A 13,917-nucleotide genomic window follows, 5' to 3' on the forward strand; every position below is an offset into this window, starting at 1 on the left:
CGCGGTCAGCATTCCGGGAAATTGACCGCCAGGCCGCCCAGCGCGGTTTCCTTGTAGCGATGGTTCATGTCCCGCCCCGTTTCCGCCATGGTGCGGATCACCTGGTCCAGCGAGACCTGGTGCGCCCCGTCGCCATGCATGGCCAGCGAGGCGGCATTGACCGCCTTCACCGCGCCGAAGGCGTTGCGCTCGATGCACGGGATCTGAACCAGGCCGGCGACCGGGTCGCACGTCATGCCCAGATGGTGTTCCATGCCGATCTCGGCGGCGTTCTCGATCTGCAGCGGGGTCGCGCCCAGTGCCGCCGCCAGGCCCGCCGCCGCCATCGAGGACGCCACCCCGACCTCGCCCTGGCACCCGACCTCGGCCCCCGAGATCGAGGCGTTGAGCTTGAACAGGCCGCCGACCGCCGCCGCCGTCAGCAGGAAATCGTGCATCCCGGCGCGTGAGGCCCCGGGGCAGAAATCGCGGTAATAGCGCAGCACGGCGGGGATGACCCCGGCCGCGCCGTTGGTGGGCGCGGTCACGACGCGGCCGCCGGCAGCGTTTTCCTCGTTCACCGCGATGGCGAACAGGCTGATCCAGTCCATCGCCTCGTGCGGTGGCCGCTGGTTGAGGCGCGTGCGCTCCAGCAGCCGTTCGTGCAGCGCCGCCGCGCGGCGCGGGACCTTGATCCGCCCGGGCAGCGTGCCGCGCTGGACCAGACCGCGTTCGACGCAGGTCATCATGGTGTCGATGATCCGGTCCAGGTACGCCGTGATTTCGGCGGGCGGGCGCAGCGCGGTCTCGTTGGCCAGGACGACGCCCGCGATGCCCAGGCCGCTCTGGCGCGTGCGGTCCAGCAGTTCCACGCCGCTGGCGAAGTCCAGCGGCATGGCCGGCTGGGCATAGCCCGCATGCTTCGTGGCGTCTTCCGGCACGATGAAGCCGCCGCCGACCGAACAGAATCGCCCGGTTTCCAGCGGCGTGCCGTCGGCGGCCAGGGCCTGGAACTGCAGCGTGTTGGGGTGGACGGGCGGGATCGTGTCGCGGTCCAGCACGATGTCGCGGGCGGGATCGAAGGCGACGGCGCGCCCATGCAGCAGGACCGTGCGCGCGGCGCCGATCCGGCGGACGATGTCTCCGGCGGCGTCGGGGTCAATGCCCTCGGGCGTCTCGCCCGCCAGGCCCAGGATGACGGCCTTGTCGGTGGCGTGACCGCTGGCGGTCCAGGCCAGCGAGCCATAGAGCGTGACGCGCAGCCGCGCGACGGGCATCGCGGGGGGCAGGTGCGTGGCGAAGCGCCGGGCCGCGCGCATCGGCCCGACCGTGTGGGACGAGGACGGGCCGATGCCGATCCTGAAAAGGTCGAAAAGGCTGATCATCCGTGAGAGTTTACGCGGACAGCCGCCGATAGGCGACCTGTGTGGGCGCCTGCGGCCGGGCGGATTGCGGCAGGGCCCGCGGGCGCGGTTCTCCACCCCGGGTCTGGAACCGGCCGATCAGCCGCGTCAGTTCCCGGGATTCCTGGTTCAGGCTGGCCGTGGCGGCGGTCGTTTCCTCGACCATGGCGGCGTTCTGCTGGGTCATCTGGTCCAGTTGGGTGACCGCGACATTGACCTGGGCCAGCCCCATGGCCTGCTGCTGGGACGACGCCGCGATGTCCGATACCAGCGTGTCGATCTGGGCCACCCTGGCCACGATCGCGGCCAGGGCGTCCCCGGTTTCGCCCACCAGTTTCACGCCGCGCTCGACATGGGCGCCGGACCTGTCGATCAGGGCCCTGATCTCGCGCGCCGCCTGCGCCGATTGCTGGGCCAGGGCGCGGACCTCGGACGCCACCACGGCGAAACCGCGGCCGGCGTCCCCGGCACGTGCGGCCTCGACCCCGGCATTGAGCGCCAGCAGGTTGGTCTGGAAGGCGATCTGGTCGATCACGCTGACGATCTGCGTGATCTCGCGCGACGAATCCCGGATTTCGCCCATGGCGGAAACCGTTTCCCGCACGACCTTGCCGGACTTCCCGGCATCGCCGCGCGCCGCCGAGGCGGCCGTTGACGCCTCTTGCGCGCCCTGGGCGCTACGGGTCACCGTGGCCGTGATCTCGTTCAGGGCGGCGGCGGTTTCTTCCAGGCTGGCGGCCTGCGTTTCAGTCCGGCGCGACAGGTCGCCCGAGGCCGAGGCGATTTCGTGCGCGCCGTTGCCCACGCCGCCGGCCGAGGCGGCAATGGCCACCATCGTCTCTTCCAGCATGTCCAGGGCCGCGTTGAAATCGTCCCGCACCTTCTCGTAAGCGGAATCGATCGGGCCTTCGAGCCGGTAGGCGAGGTTGTTGCAGGCCAGTTCCTCCAGCGCGCCGACGATCCCGTCCACGGCGTTCACGCGGCTGGTGACGTCGGTCGCGAACTTCACGACCTTGATGACCCGTCCCTTCCGGTCGAAAATCGGATTGTACGAGGCCTGGATCCAGACCACCTTGCCATGCTTGCCGATCCGCCTGAATTCGGCGGCGACGAATTCGCCGTTCCGCAGCTTTTTCCAGAATGCGTCATAGGCACCGGAACGTGCGAATTCCGGCTCGACCAACATGCGGTGATGACGGCCCTGGATTTCGTCCAGCCGGTAGTCCAGGGCGTTGAGGAAATTGTCGTTGGCGGTCAGGACGTGCCCGTCCGGCGTGAATTCGATCACGGCCTGGGAGCGGGAAATCGCTTCGATCTTGCCCGCGAAATCGGCATTCCGAAGCGTTTCGTCGGTGATGACCGTCGCCACCTTCACGATCCTGGTCACCGCGCCGCGCCAGTTGCGCACCGGGTTGTAGGACGCCTGAACCCAGATCTCCTCGCCGCCCTTGCCGATACGCATATAGTCCCGTGCCTCGAACTCGCCACGGGCCAGCCTGGCCCAGAATGCCGTGTATTCGGGGCTTCGGGCCTCGTCGGGATCGACGAACATGCTGTGGGACCGGCCCTGGATCTCGTCCAGCCGGTAGCCCATTGCCGTGCAGAAATTCGCGTTGGCCGTCAGGATCTTTCCCGTGGGGTCGAACTCGATGATCGCGAGGGAACGGTCGAGCGCCGCCAGCGTCGCCCGTGCGTCCGTCCGGTCGCGGTGCCGAAATCCGAACATTTTCTTCACTTTCCTGGACAAAATTTTTTGTCGATTGAGGTATATGAATTTTTTATTAATAATGTTTTTAATTTATGTCAATGCAGCAAGGCTGAAACCCTATTTCCCGCGACTCGATTCCGGACGATTGTGGCAATGTGCCACTCTTGGAAATCTTCGGTTACAGTACGTATCTTTATAAGGAAGGCGTGTGCGCCCGCGCCCCCAGGCGGCGTACATTCGTTTGTTGTCGGTAACGCAATGTCCAGATCGGCCAGGTGCCCAGGATGCCCCATACAGACCCACGCTCGGCCGTGGCGCCGCCTTTCCCTCCGGCGGTGGAAGAAGGCGGGCAGATCGACGCCATCGCCCGCCAGTGCGAACACATCCTGGACCAGGAGCCCGATCACCCCGGCGCGTCCTGTCTTCTGGGAACGATCCACGCCCGGCAGGGAAAATTCGAAAGCGCCATACCGCTGTTGCGGCGCGCCCTGGCGCGGATGCCGGCGAATGCCGAAGGATACAACGTTCTCGGCATGGCGTTGCGCGATGCCGGACAGGCCGAAGACGCGATCGCCTGCTTTCGCAGGGCGGTCGCCATCCGGCCGGACCATCAGGGCGCGCGCACCAACCTGGGCAATGCCCTGGTGGCCGGCGGCGACCGCGCGGGCGCCATCGCGCAGTTTCGCGCGCTCCTGACGCTCGACACCCAACTGGCCGCCATCGCGGACTATCGCACGGCCCTGGCGGCCGATCCGGCGGACGTCGAAACCCTCATCAGGCTGGGCGCGGCGCTTCGGACCATCGGACGGTGCGAGGAGGCGGCCGCGCACTTCCAGGCGGCATCGAGCCATGCCCCCGACCGCGTCGCGGCCCGGCTGCACCGCGCCGGCGCCCTGGCCGAACTCGGCCGCATCGATGACGCGATGGCCTGCTACCAGTCGGTCCTGGACCGGGACGCGAACAATTATACCGTGCTGCTCATGATGGGGGAGCTGCTCCAGAAAAACGAACGCTATGCCGAAGCGATCCGGTATCTGGAGCAGGCCCGCGCATTGCAGCCCGATGCGGCGTCGGTCCATGCCGGCCTGGGCGTGTCGTTGCAGGTCATCGGACAGATCGCCGCCGCCGCCGCGTGTTTTCGCCGCGCGATCGCCCTGGCGCCCGACCGCCTGGCGGTTTACCTGGCCCTGACCCGGATCGAGAAACTGACCGCCGACGATCCCATCCTGACCGCCCTGCAGGAGCGTGCCGGAAACGAGGCCGCGCTGACCGACGGCGAAAGGATCGACATTCATTTCGCCCTCGGCAAGGCGCTGTCCGACATCGGCCGGCATCGGGAATCGTTCGATCATTTCCTGAAGGGAAACGCCCTGCGGCGACGCGAGATCGTCTATGACGAGAACAGGATGGTCGCGGCGCTGCGCCGGACGCGCGAGGAATTCTCGGCCGGGGCGATCGCGGACCTGGCCCGGACGGGGCACCCTTCGGCCCGCCCCATCTTCATCGTCGGCATGCCGCGATCGGGATCGACGCTGGTCGAACAGATCCTGGCCAGCCATCCCGATGTCCACGGCGCGGGCGAAGTCACCACGCTGGCCGATACGTTCAAGGACGCCATGGAACGCTTCCCCGCATGGCGGACGATCGCGCCGCTGGCCGCCCTGACGGAGGCCGAGCGCCTGTCGGTCGCCGAGGACTATCTGCGGCGGCTGGACGCGCTGGTCCCGGACGGGGCGGGGGCGACGGCGCGTGTTACGAACAAGACATTGGGCAATTATTTCTTTATCGGACTGATTCGCCAGCTCTGGCCCCATGCGTCGATCATCCACACAGTCCGCGACCCGATCGATACCTGCCTGTCGTGCTTTTCGATTCCGTTCGCGGCACAGGATTTTTCCTTCGACCTGGGGGAGCTTGGCCGCCGCTATCGGTGCTATCGGGACATGATGGACCACTGGCGGCAGGTCCTGCCGGCCGGGGCGATGCTGGATGTGCGCTACGAGGACGTGGTCGCCGACCTTGAAGGCAGCGCGCGCCGGATCGTCGCCTATTGCGGCCTGCCCTGGGACGATGCCTGCCTGCGGTTCCACGAGACCCGGCGGCCGGTGAAGACGTCGAGCATGGAACAGGTCAGGAAACCGATCTATCGCAGCGCCGTCGGCCGCTGGCGGCCCGACGATGCGACGTTGCGGCCCCTGCTGGATGGGCTTGGCGCCCATTTTGCCCCATAATGACCACCGATGAACAGGAACCGTCGCCCGCCGGGCTTCAACGGCCAGCTTGCCGAAGTGGACCTGCGCCTGCTGCGCGTCTTTCGCACCGTGGCGCGCAAGGGCGGCTTCGCGGCCGCGGAACTGGCGCTGGGCAAGAGCAAATCATCCATCAGCATCGATATCGCGGCGCTGGAAAGCCGTCTCAGGACCACCCTGTGCACACGCGGGCGGGGCGGGTTTTCCCTGACGCCGGAAGGCGAGCAGGTGCTGGATGCGACCGAGGACCTGCTGCGCGATATCGAACGGTTCCGCGACCGGGTCAATTCCGCCAGCGGCATCCTGTCGGGCCGCATGACGCTGTATGTGACCGACGCCATGTTCGTCTATGGCGAAACCGGGATCGTCCGCGCGCTGGAACTCTTCACGGCCCAGCATCCCGACGTCGTCATCGACCTGCGGTCCGCATCGTCGGATGAAATCGAATACGCCGTGCTCGACGGGCGGGCGACCGCCGGAATTACGCTGCGCCCGCACGCTCAGTCCGCCCTCATGGCGACCCCGCTGTTCGAGGAACGGCTGCGCCTCTATTGCAGCCGCAAGCATGCGCTGTTCGCCTGCGCGGACGCGGACCTGACCCCGGACCTGCTGGCCGCCCAGCGGCTGATCGCGGTGTCCGATTCCGCCACCGGGCCCGGCTGGGCGGACCTGCGCGCGCACCTGTCCTTTTCCGCGTCGGCGGAAAATATCGACGCGCGCGCCCTGCTGATCCTGACGGGCCAGTTCATCGGCTTCCTGCCGGAACTCTTCGCGGACCCGTTCGTCGCACGCGGCCAGTTCCGGCACCTGCCGTTCGGCGGCCTGGCGCTGGCCACGCGGTTCCACTTCCTTACGAAACGCAACGCCCAGTCCAGCCTGATGGCGGAGCGGTTCCGCGCGGTGCTGCAATCGACCTGCTGACCGCCACGGGGCGGACCGGATCGAAGTTTTTTGGTTCTTTTTTTCGAAAAAGACCCAAGACTGTCGTCCCGTATGGTGGAGAGTTCTCGTCATGGCCCCGGACATCGCCGCAAACCGCCTTTCACCGGACGTGCTGGCCCGCAATTTCGCCGACGCGCACCCGCCGCTGGGCGACCGGCAGGCGGTCATCGAGGCGGAACGGTGCTACGCGTGCTATGACGCGCCCTGTATCGAGGCCTGCCCGACTGGCATCGACATTCCCGGCTTCATCAGGAAGATCGCGACGGGCAACCTCGCCGGGTCGGCCCGCACCATCCTGGAATCGAACATTCTCGGCGGGTCCTGCGCGCGGGTCTGCCCCACCGAAATCCTGTGCGAACAGGCATGCGTGCGCAATACGCTGGACCAGAAGCCCCTTTCCATCGGTGCCTTGCAGCGCCACGCGACCGACTGGCAGATGCGCCAGGGAAGGCAGCCCTTCGTCCGCGCGGCCGCGACCGGCCGGCGCATCGCCGTGGTGGGGGCGGGGCCGGCCGGACTGGCCTGCGCGCACCGCCTGGCCCTGCATGGAAACGACGTCACGGTGTTCGATGCCCGGCCCCGGGCGGGCGGGCTGAACGAATACGGCATCGCGGCCTACAAGCTGCCCGACGATTTCGCGCAGCGGGAAATCGACTTCCTGATCGCCATCGGCGGAATCACCATCGAGACAGGCCGCGCGCTGGGGCGCGATTTTACCCTGGCGTCGCTGGGGGCGACGTATGACGCCATCTTCCTCGGCATCGGGCTGGCGGGGGTGCGCGCGCTGGGAATCGAGGGCGAACAGCTCGGCGGCGTGCTGAACGCGGTGGATTTCATCGAAACCCTGCGCGCGTCTTCCGGCAAGGACGACGTGCCGGTCGGGCGCCGGGTGGTGGTGATCGGTGGCGGGAATACCGCCGTCGATGCCGCCGTGCAGGCCAGGCGCCTGGGTGCGGAAGAGGTCACGCTGGTCTATCGTCGCGGTGTCGCGCAGATGTCGGCGACAGATGTCGAACGGGAATGGGCGCAGACGAACGGCGTTTCCATCCGCTGCCGGGCCGCGCCCGCGCGGTTTCACGGCGTGGACGGCGCCGTCACCGCGATCACGTTCGTCCAGGACACGCCGGACCACGACCGGGGCGAATTCACCCTGGCCGCCGACATGGTCCTGAAGGCCGTGGGCCAGCTTTTCCCGCCGGACCCGCTGGACGGCGCGCTGGCGGTCGAGGACGGGCGGATCCGGGTGGACGCCCACGGCCGCACATCGCGCGCGGGGGTCTATGCCGGGGGCGACTGCACGAAGGGCGAGGATCTGACGGTCGCCGCCGTCCGTGACGGGCGGGACGCCGCCGAAACCATTCATGCCGACCTGGCCAGCGCGACGGGGATCTGAGACATGGCCGACCTGCGCAGCACGCTGGCGGGCATCCGCTCGCCCAACCCGTTCTGGCTGGCCTCGGCGCCTCCGACCGACAAGGAATACAATGTCCGCCGGGGGCTGGAGGCCGGCTGGGGCGGCGTGGTGTGGAAGACGTTGGGCGAGGACCCGCCGGTGGTCAATGTCAGCAGCCGCTACGGCGCCTTCAATTATAACGGTAACCGTCTGGTCGGGCTGAACAATATCGAACTGATCACCGACCGTCCGCTGGCCGTCAACCTGGCCGAGATCAAGTCGGTGAAGCGCGATTATCCCGACCGCGCCATCGTCGTCAGCCTGATGGTGCCGTGCGTCGAGGAAAGCTGGCGGCGCATCCTGCCGCTGGTCGAGGACACCGGTGCCGACGGGATCGAACTGAATTTCGGCTGCCCGCACGGCATGTCGGAACGCAACATGGGGTCCGCCGTGGGGCAGGTGCCCGACTATGTCGAAATGGTCACGCGCTGGGTGAAGCAGAACACCCGCATGCCGACCATCGTGAAACTGACGCCCAATATCACCAACATCCTGGTGCCCGCGCGCGCGGCCCTGCGCGGTGGGGCGGACGCGGTGTCGCTGATCAACACCATCCAGTCGGTCGTCGCCGTCGACCTGGACGCCATGGCGCCGATGCCCGTGGTGGACGGGCTGGGGACGCATGGCGGCTATTGCGGGCCGGCGGTCAAGCCGATCGCGCTGCGCATGGTGGGGGAAATCGCGCGCAGCCCGGACATGTCGGGCCTGCCCATCTCGGGCATCGGCGGCATTTCAACGTGGCGCGACGCCGCCGAATTCCTGGTGATGGGGGCAACCAACGTGCAGGTCTGCACGGCGGCGATGCATTACGGATTTCGCATTGTCGAAGACATGATCGACGGCCTGTCGAACTGGATGGACCAGAAGGGCTTCGCCGCGCTGTCCGACGTCATCGGGCGCGCGGTGCCGAATTTCGTCAACTGGAACCAGTTGAACCTGAATTTCCGGACGATCGCGAAGATCGACCAGGAATCCTGCATCCAGTGCGGCCTGTGCCATATCGCGTGCGAGGACACGTCGCATCAGGCCATCGCCAGGACGCGCGTGGAGGGCCGGCGTCATTACGCGGTGATCGACGAGGCCTGCGTCGGGTGCAATCTCTGCGCCCATGTCTGCCCCGTCGATGACTGCATCACCATGGTGCCGCAGCCGGCGGAGGGCACGCTGACATGGTCCGACCACCCCAGCAACCCGCTTCGTCATCCGACCTCCGGCACCGGCTGACGAAGCGCCCCCGATCGGGAATGCCGGTTCAGGAATGCCGGTCGGGGCTTTCCTCCAGCAGATATTGGGACGTTTCCAGAATCGCGTTCCAATAGGCCACCAGAACCTCGTCGTCGTCGTCCTGCGCGTCGTCCCGGTAGCGGCGGGCGATAACCAGGGCGTCGTCCCCGTGACGGGCGACCAGGTCCATCGCCGCCGCCGGAACCGGTTGCAGATTCGCTTGCATGATCCCTCTCCTTCGGCAGACCCCGCCTGGATCTGGGGATGCGGGACGGCGCTTCAATCGCCGGCGCGGGAACGTGACTGTCTTTCCACAGATTCTGACTGGCTTTCTTATCGATGGATCATGCCCGCGCCCGTCTGCGTGGCGGTCCCGGAATTCGAAACCGGTCGTCCCTGACGGCTACAGTCCCAACTTCAGCCGGAAAGGCGCCATATGCGGCATCAGCGCGCTGTCGGGAACCTTGACCAGGTCCTTGTGGTCCGTGCCGACGACGCGGTCCCGGATTCCCGGCGCCAGGTGGCCGAGAATGGACGCGAGGGTATGCGACGGCGCGAAGACCACCATGCCGTCGCACCCCCGGTACTGTTCGTTGATATGGTTCGCCACCAGGCGGGAGAATTTTTCCATTTCCACATGGTGCCGGTCATGGCGCGGATTCAGGGCGTGATGCACGCTGGACCCGCTATGGAAGCTCGCCCCCGGGGCATCGTCGCCCAGATCCGAATTCTGCAGGTGCGCCATGGTGGAATCGAATGCGTCCACGGTGTGCAGCGCATGATTTTCGGCCGGCCGTACGAAGCGGGCATGTTCGCCGTCGGCGATGACGATCAGGATATTTCGGGTCATCTTTTCATACGCCTCATCGGGGACGGGTTTCCCTGTTCTTCGGGAAGGAAAAAGAAGAAGGCCTATAACGGAGGCGGAGGAATCGTCACCCCTTCGAACGGCTCCACGCAGGTGATATGATCGGCCACCGACACGACACCGCGAACGTTTTCCGCCGCCACGCGGGCCGCGGCGTGCATCCGTTCGTCCGTGACGGTGCCGTTCAGTTCCACCTTTCCGTCATGGACCTCCACGCTGATGATGTTCCGCACCCCCAGACGCAGTTCATCCTGGTATTCCTTCAGGATGGATGCCCTGATGGTCTGGTCGTCGGACGGCGCCGTCTTGTCCGCGATCAGGGGCAGCAGCGCCCGCAGCACATCGGTGCGCGACACCATGCCCACGACCCTGTTGTTTTCCACCACCGGCAGGTGCCTGATATTGCGCAGCAGCAGGACCTCGACCGCGTCACGCAATACGGTCCCCGGCTCCACCGACACCGGCTGGTCCGACATGATGTCGAACACCTTGCGGCCGTGACTGTGCACGTATTCCGACGCCTGTCGTCCGGACGACCGGAACAGGTCCCCCAGCCACCCATGGCCGGACCGCGTCTCCAGCTCGCTCCGCCGCATCAGGTCGCCCTCGGTCACGACGCCGACCAGAAGCCCGTTCTCGGTCACGACCGGCAGGGCGCTGACCCTGTTCGTCAGCATCAGCCCGATGGCGTCGGCGAGGGAGCGCGTCGATTCGACGCAGACGGCCGGCGAGGTCATGATGTCCCTGACGTGCATGACAACCCCCGTTGAATAGGCGCCCCTGAATCTCTTCGGTGAATCTCTTCGGTGAATCCCTCCCGGGGCAGGCCTCGTAGATGCGTGCGCGGCGACGTCCGGGCAATCGCACTCCGGGATTCGTGATGACGGGGCGGGCGCCATAAAAGGGTGGACGATCGGGGTCATTCCGTGGATGGTCGCGATCGGAAACAGGTGTCGCAGGACCAACGGGATCGGCGTGTACAGGATCAGCATGACGCAATGGGGACGGTTGCTGGCCTGCCTGCTGCTGCAGGTCGGGCTGATGCTGTCATTCACCGCGCCCGGGCGTGCCGAGACGGGCGCGCACGCCATGCCGGACATGACCGTCATGGCATCGCACTGCTGTCATGGCGTCCATCCCGGCCATGCCTCCCGTCACCATCCGGGTGGTGCATGCTGTCTTCAGGGGGATTGTGTCGCCACATGGCTGGTGCCCCCGGCGGTGGGGGCGTCGGTGCCGCGCCGGGTGGCGGCGGCGTTCGCCGTTCCGCCCGCCGAACGCGTTTCGGGCGTCCTGTCCGCCCCCGCCTTGCCCCCGCCCAGACGGATGGCCTGACTCCAGGTCTGACCGTTTCGGGATTCGGCCGTATGCATGCGGCGGGGCCCGTCTTTCTTCTTTGGCGGATGACAGAGCCATGATTTTTCCATCCTCGACGGGGCGGGGCGCGATGACGCGCCGCCGCTTCGTGGTCGGGGCCGGCGTGTGGGGTGCGGCGGCCGCGACCGGCGCCGGTGCGCGGGCGTTCGCGCCGCCTTCCGGCATCCCCGCCCCCCGGCCCGGCACCCGTTTCGACCTTGCGATCGGTCACGTCCCGGTCAACGTCACGGGCGCGCGCGTCCGCGCGGTCGGCGTCAACGGATCGACCCCGGCGCCGATCCTGCGCTGGCGACAGGGCGATACGGTCGAACTGACCGTCACCAACCGGCTGCACGAACCCAGTTCGATCCACTGGCACGGTATCCGGCTGCCGGCCGGCATGGACGGTGTCCCGGGCCTCAGCTTCGGTGGCATCGCGCCGGGCGAAAGCTTCACCTACCGTTTCCCCGTACGGCAGAGCGGCACCTACTGGTACCACAGCCATTCCGGCTTCCAGGAGCAGACCGGCCTGTACGGCGCCATCGTCATCGACCCGGGCAGCGGCGACACCCGGCGGTGCGACCGCGATTATGTGCTGGTGCTGTCGGACTGGACCGACGTGGACCCGGCGGACATCGTCTCCAACCTGAAATTCCAGAGCGACTATTACAATTTCCGCCAGCGCACGGTCGGCACCTTCTTCCGCGACGCGCACCGCCAGGGGCTGGGCGCCGCGGTGCGGGACCGCCTGGCCTGGGGGGGCATGAACATGGCGCCGACCGACATCCTGGACGTGTCGGGCATCATCTACACCTACCTGGTCAACGGGCAGTCCCCCCGCGCCAACTGGACCGGCCTGTTCCGCCCCGGCGAACGCATCCGTCTGCGCATCATCAATGCCGCGTCGATGACCCTGTTCGACGTGCGGATTCCTGGACTGGCGATGACCGTCGTGCAGGCCGACGGGAACGACGTGGACCCGGTGACGGTGGACGAATTCCGCATCGGGCCCGCCGAAACCTACGACGTGATCGTGACGCCCGCCGCCGCCGGCCCCTATACGATCTTCGCGCAGGCCGAGGATCGCACGGGCTACGCGCGCGGCACGCTGGCCACCGCCCCGGGCCTCGCCGGCCCCGTGCCGCCCATGGACCCCCGCCCGCTGCGCACCATGGCGGACATGGGCATGGGCGGCATGGCCCCGCCTACGAAAACCGGCAACGCGCCCGCCATGGACGGTATGGACATGTCCGGAATGTCCGGAATGGACATGGACCCCAGGGAGATGGAACCCCCGGCCGCGCCGCATCAGGCGCTGCCCGCGCCGAAGCTGAAGCCGGGGGTCGAGGTGCAGAATGTCGCCGCCATGCCCATGGACCGGCTGGCGGAACCGGGGGACGGGCTGTACCATAACGGCCGCCGCGTCCTGACCTATGCCGATCTGCGGGCGACCGTCCCCGGCATCGATCCCCGCCCGCCGTCGCGCGAGATCACCCTGCACCTGACCGGCAACATGGAACGCTTCATCTGGGGCTTCGACGGCAGGAAGTTCTCGGAAGCCGCGCCGATCCGGCTCGCGCGGGGGGAGCGGGTCCGCTTCGTCCTGATCAACGACACGATGATGGAACACCCGATCCACCTGCACGGGTTGTGGAGCGAGCTGGAAAACGGGCAGGGGGACCGCCGCCCCTACAAGCACACGATTACCGTCAAGCCGGGCGAGCGGCTGAGCTATCTGGTCACGGCCGACGAACCCGGATTATGGGCCTATCACTGCCATCTGCTCTACCATATGGCAGTCGGCATGTTCCGCACGGTGGTGGTGTCGTGACCCGGCGGCCCATCCTCGGTATCGCCGTCGCCCTGCTGGCGGCGGGCGCGCTGCCCGGCCAGGTCCGGGCGCAGGCCATGCCGATGGCGCCGGCGGCCGGCACGGGGCAGGGGGCGCCGGTCGCCTATGTCAACGGCATCCCCCCGGTCATGGACCACATGACCTACATGCACGCGCTGCTGGATCAGTTCGAAGCCCGGTACGGCGCCGATGGCGGCCAGTTCCGATACGACGGGCAGGCCTGGTACGGCACCGACTACGACAAGCTGTGGCTGAAATCCGAAGGCACGGTCGGCACGAACGGACAATTCGGCGATGGCGACCACGAGGCCCTGTACGATCGCGCCATCTCGCGCTATTTCGACGTCCAGACCGGGGTGCGCCTGGATATCGACAACGGCCCGACGCGTGCCTGGGGCGCGGTGGGCGTGGAAGGGCTCGCCCTCTATTTCTTCAATCTGGAAGCCACGTCCTATTTCAGCGACCGGGGTGCGGCGGGCCGCCTGCAAGGGTCGTACGACCTGCTGCTGACCAACCGCCTGATCCTGCAGCCGCAGGTCGAAATGAATGTCTATTCCACCAACGACCGGGCCCGCGGCGCCGGGCGCGGCCTGTCCGACATCGATACCGGGCTGCGGTTGCGCTACGAATGGCACCGCAAATTCGCGCCCTATCTGGGCGTGACGTACCACAGCACGTTCGACCAGGCCGCCAGCATGGCCCGCACGCGGGGGCAGCGCGTGCATGACCTGACTTTTGTCTTCGGAATCAGGGCCTGGTTCTGAACCACGCGGCCGATCATCCGCCACGATGGGCGGCCATCACGCCAGCCGAGGCAGAGTAGCGATGTTGCGAGTCCATGGACCAGATCCCCAGGGCCGCGTAATTGATCAGACAGGTCTCC

Annotated in this window: 12 protein-coding genes; 7 read left to right on the plus strand and 5 right to left on the minus strand. The window is 67.2% G+C overall.

Features of this window, described 5'->3' with window-relative positions; genetic code table 11:
* Window positions 1–5: 5 nt before the first annotated feature.
* On the minus strand, window positions 6–1,364 hold the full coding sequence (locus GDIA_RS11060; RefSeq protein WP_012224846.1) for an L-serine ammonia-lyase: 1,359 nt from the start codon (window positions 1,362–1,364) through the stop codon (window positions 6–8).
* A gap of 10 nt (window positions 1,365–1,374) precedes the next feature.
* Complete coding sequence (locus tag GDIA_RS11065; protein WP_012554190.1) at window positions 1,375–3,108, minus strand: methyl-accepting chemotaxis protein; 1,734 nt, start codon at window positions 3,106–3,108, stop codon at window positions 1,375–1,377.
* 266 nt (window positions 3,109–3,374) lie between these two features.
* Between GDIA_RS11065 and GDIA_RS11070 the strand changes: the two genes are divergently transcribed.
* The 4 genes from GDIA_RS11070 (at window position 3,375) to preA (ending at window position 8,958) form a co-directional block, all read left to right on the plus strand.
* The gene (locus GDIA_RS11070) at window positions 3,375–5,321 is read left to right on the plus strand and encodes a tetratricopeptide repeat-containing sulfotransferase family protein (RefSeq protein ID WP_012554191.1); all 1,947 of its coding nucleotides are present in this window, start codon (window positions 3,375–3,377) and stop codon (window positions 5,319–5,321) included.
* Between the two features lie 9 nt (window positions 5,322–5,330).
* Window positions 5,331–6,260 carry a LysR family transcriptional regulator gene (locus GDIA_RS11075; RefSeq protein ID WP_012224853.1) on the plus strand — a complete coding sequence of 310 codons (930 nt, stop codon included), beginning with the start codon at window positions 5,331–5,333 and terminating at the stop codon, window positions 6,258–6,260.
* A gap of 91 nt (window positions 6,261–6,351) precedes the next feature.
* Window positions 6,352–7,674, plus strand: coding sequence for an NAD(P)-dependent oxidoreductase (locus GDIA_RS11080; RefSeq protein WP_012554192.1), 1,323 nt, complete (start codon window positions 6,352–6,354; stop codon window positions 7,672–7,674).
* Between the two features lie 3 nt (window positions 7,675–7,677).
* The gene (gene preA / locus GDIA_RS11085; protein WP_012554193.1) at window positions 7,678–8,958 is read left to right on the plus strand and encodes an NAD-dependent dihydropyrimidine dehydrogenase subunit PreA; all 1,281 of its coding nucleotides are present in this window, start codon (window positions 7,678–7,680) and stop codon (window positions 8,956–8,958) included.
* A gap of 28 nt (window positions 8,959–8,986) precedes the next feature.
* Here the strand turns inward: preA and GDIA_RS11090 are convergent, their stop codons facing one another.
* The 3 genes from GDIA_RS11090 to GDIA_RS11100 form a co-directional block, all read right to left on the minus strand.
* Window positions 8,987–9,184, minus strand: a complete 198-nt coding sequence (locus GDIA_RS11090) for a hypothetical protein (RefSeq protein ID WP_012554194.1) — start codon at window positions 9,182–9,184, stop codon at window positions 8,987–8,989.
* Window positions 9,185–9,361: 177 nt separating this feature from the next.
* Complete coding sequence (locus GDIA_RS11095) at window positions 9,362–9,808, minus strand: host attachment protein (RefSeq protein WP_012224863.1); 447 nt, start codon at window positions 9,806–9,808, stop codon at window positions 9,362–9,364.
* 62 nt (window positions 9,809–9,870) lie between these two features.
* On the minus strand, window positions 9,871–10,563 hold the full coding sequence (locus tag GDIA_RS11100) for a CBS domain-containing protein (RefSeq protein WP_244410078.1): 693 nt from the start codon (window positions 10,561–10,563) through the stop codon (window positions 9,871–9,873).
* Between the two features lie 253 nt (window positions 10,564–10,816).
* Between GDIA_RS11100 and GDIA_RS11105 the strand changes: the two genes are divergently transcribed.
* From GDIA_RS11105 to GDIA_RS11115, 3 genes are all read left to right on the plus strand, one after another.
* Window positions 10,817–11,161: a hypothetical protein gene (locus tag GDIA_RS11105; RefSeq protein WP_012554196.1), complete on the plus strand. Its 345-nt coding sequence runs from the start codon at window positions 10,817–10,819 to the stop codon at window positions 11,159–11,161.
* 79 nt (window positions 11,162–11,240) lie between these two features.
* Window positions 11,241–13,013 (plus strand): copper resistance system multicopper oxidase, encoded by a 1,773-nt coding sequence (locus GDIA_RS11110; RefSeq protein WP_043458902.1) that lies wholly within the window; start codon window positions 11,241–11,243, stop codon window positions 13,011–13,013.
* Window positions 13,010–13,798 carry a copper resistance protein B gene (locus GDIA_RS11115; protein ID WP_012224870.1) on the plus strand — a complete coding sequence of 263 codons (789 nt, stop codon included), beginning with the start codon at window positions 13,010–13,012 and terminating at the stop codon, window positions 13,796–13,798. The genes GDIA_RS11110 and GDIA_RS11115 overlap by 4 nt, the downstream gene beginning before the upstream one ends.
* The last annotated feature ends 119 nt before the right edge of the window (window positions 13,799–13,917 follow it).

Source organism: Gluconacetobacter diazotrophicus PA1 5, assembly GCF_000021325.1.
Taxonomy (GTDB): Bacteria; Pseudomonadota; Alphaproteobacteria; order Acetobacterales; family Acetobacteraceae; genus Gluconacetobacter; species Gluconacetobacter diazotrophicus.

Excerpts from the sequence above, each read along its gene's own strand:
- GDIA_RS11060 (WP_012224846.1), bottom strand. The coding sequence starts at position 1,364 with ATGATCAGCCTTTTCGACCTTTTCAGGATCGGCATCGGCCCGTCCTCG.
- GDIA_RS11065 (WP_012554190.1), bottom strand. The coding sequence starts at position 3,108 with ATGTTCGGATTTCGGCACCGCGACCGGACGGACGCACGGGCGACGCTG.
- GDIA_RS11070 (WP_012554191.1), top strand. The coding sequence starts at position 3,375 with ATGCCCCATACAGACCCACGCTCGGCCGTGGCGCCGCCTTTCCCTCCG.
- GDIA_RS11075 (WP_012224853.1), top strand. The coding sequence starts at position 5,331 with ATGAACAGGAACCGTCGCCCGCCGGGCTTCAACGGCCAGCTTGCCGAA.
- GDIA_RS11080 (WP_012554192.1), top strand. The coding sequence starts at position 6,352 with ATGGCCCCGGACATCGCCGCAAACCGCCTTTCACCGGACGTGCTGGCC.
- preA (WP_012554193.1), top strand. The coding sequence starts at position 7,678 with ATGGCCGACCTGCGCAGCACGCTGGCGGGCATCCGCTCGCCCAACCCG.
- GDIA_RS11090 (WP_012554194.1), bottom strand. The coding sequence starts at position 9,184 with ATGCAAGCGAATCTGCAACCGGTTCCGGCGGCGGCGATGGACCTGGTC.
- GDIA_RS11095 (WP_012224863.1), bottom strand. The coding sequence starts at position 9,808 with ATGACCCGAAATATCCTGATCGTCATCGCCGACGGCGAACATGCCCGC.
- GDIA_RS11100 (WP_244410078.1), bottom strand. The coding sequence starts at position 10,563 with ATGACCTCGCCGGCCGTCTGCGTCGAATCGACGCGCTCCCTCGCCGAC.
- GDIA_RS11105 (WP_012554196.1), top strand. The coding sequence starts at position 10,817 with ATGACGCAATGGGGACGGTTGCTGGCCTGCCTGCTGCTGCAGGTCGGG.
- GDIA_RS11110 (WP_043458902.1), top strand. The coding sequence starts at position 11,241 with ATGATTTTTCCATCCTCGACGGGGCGGGGCGCGATGACGCGCCGCCGC.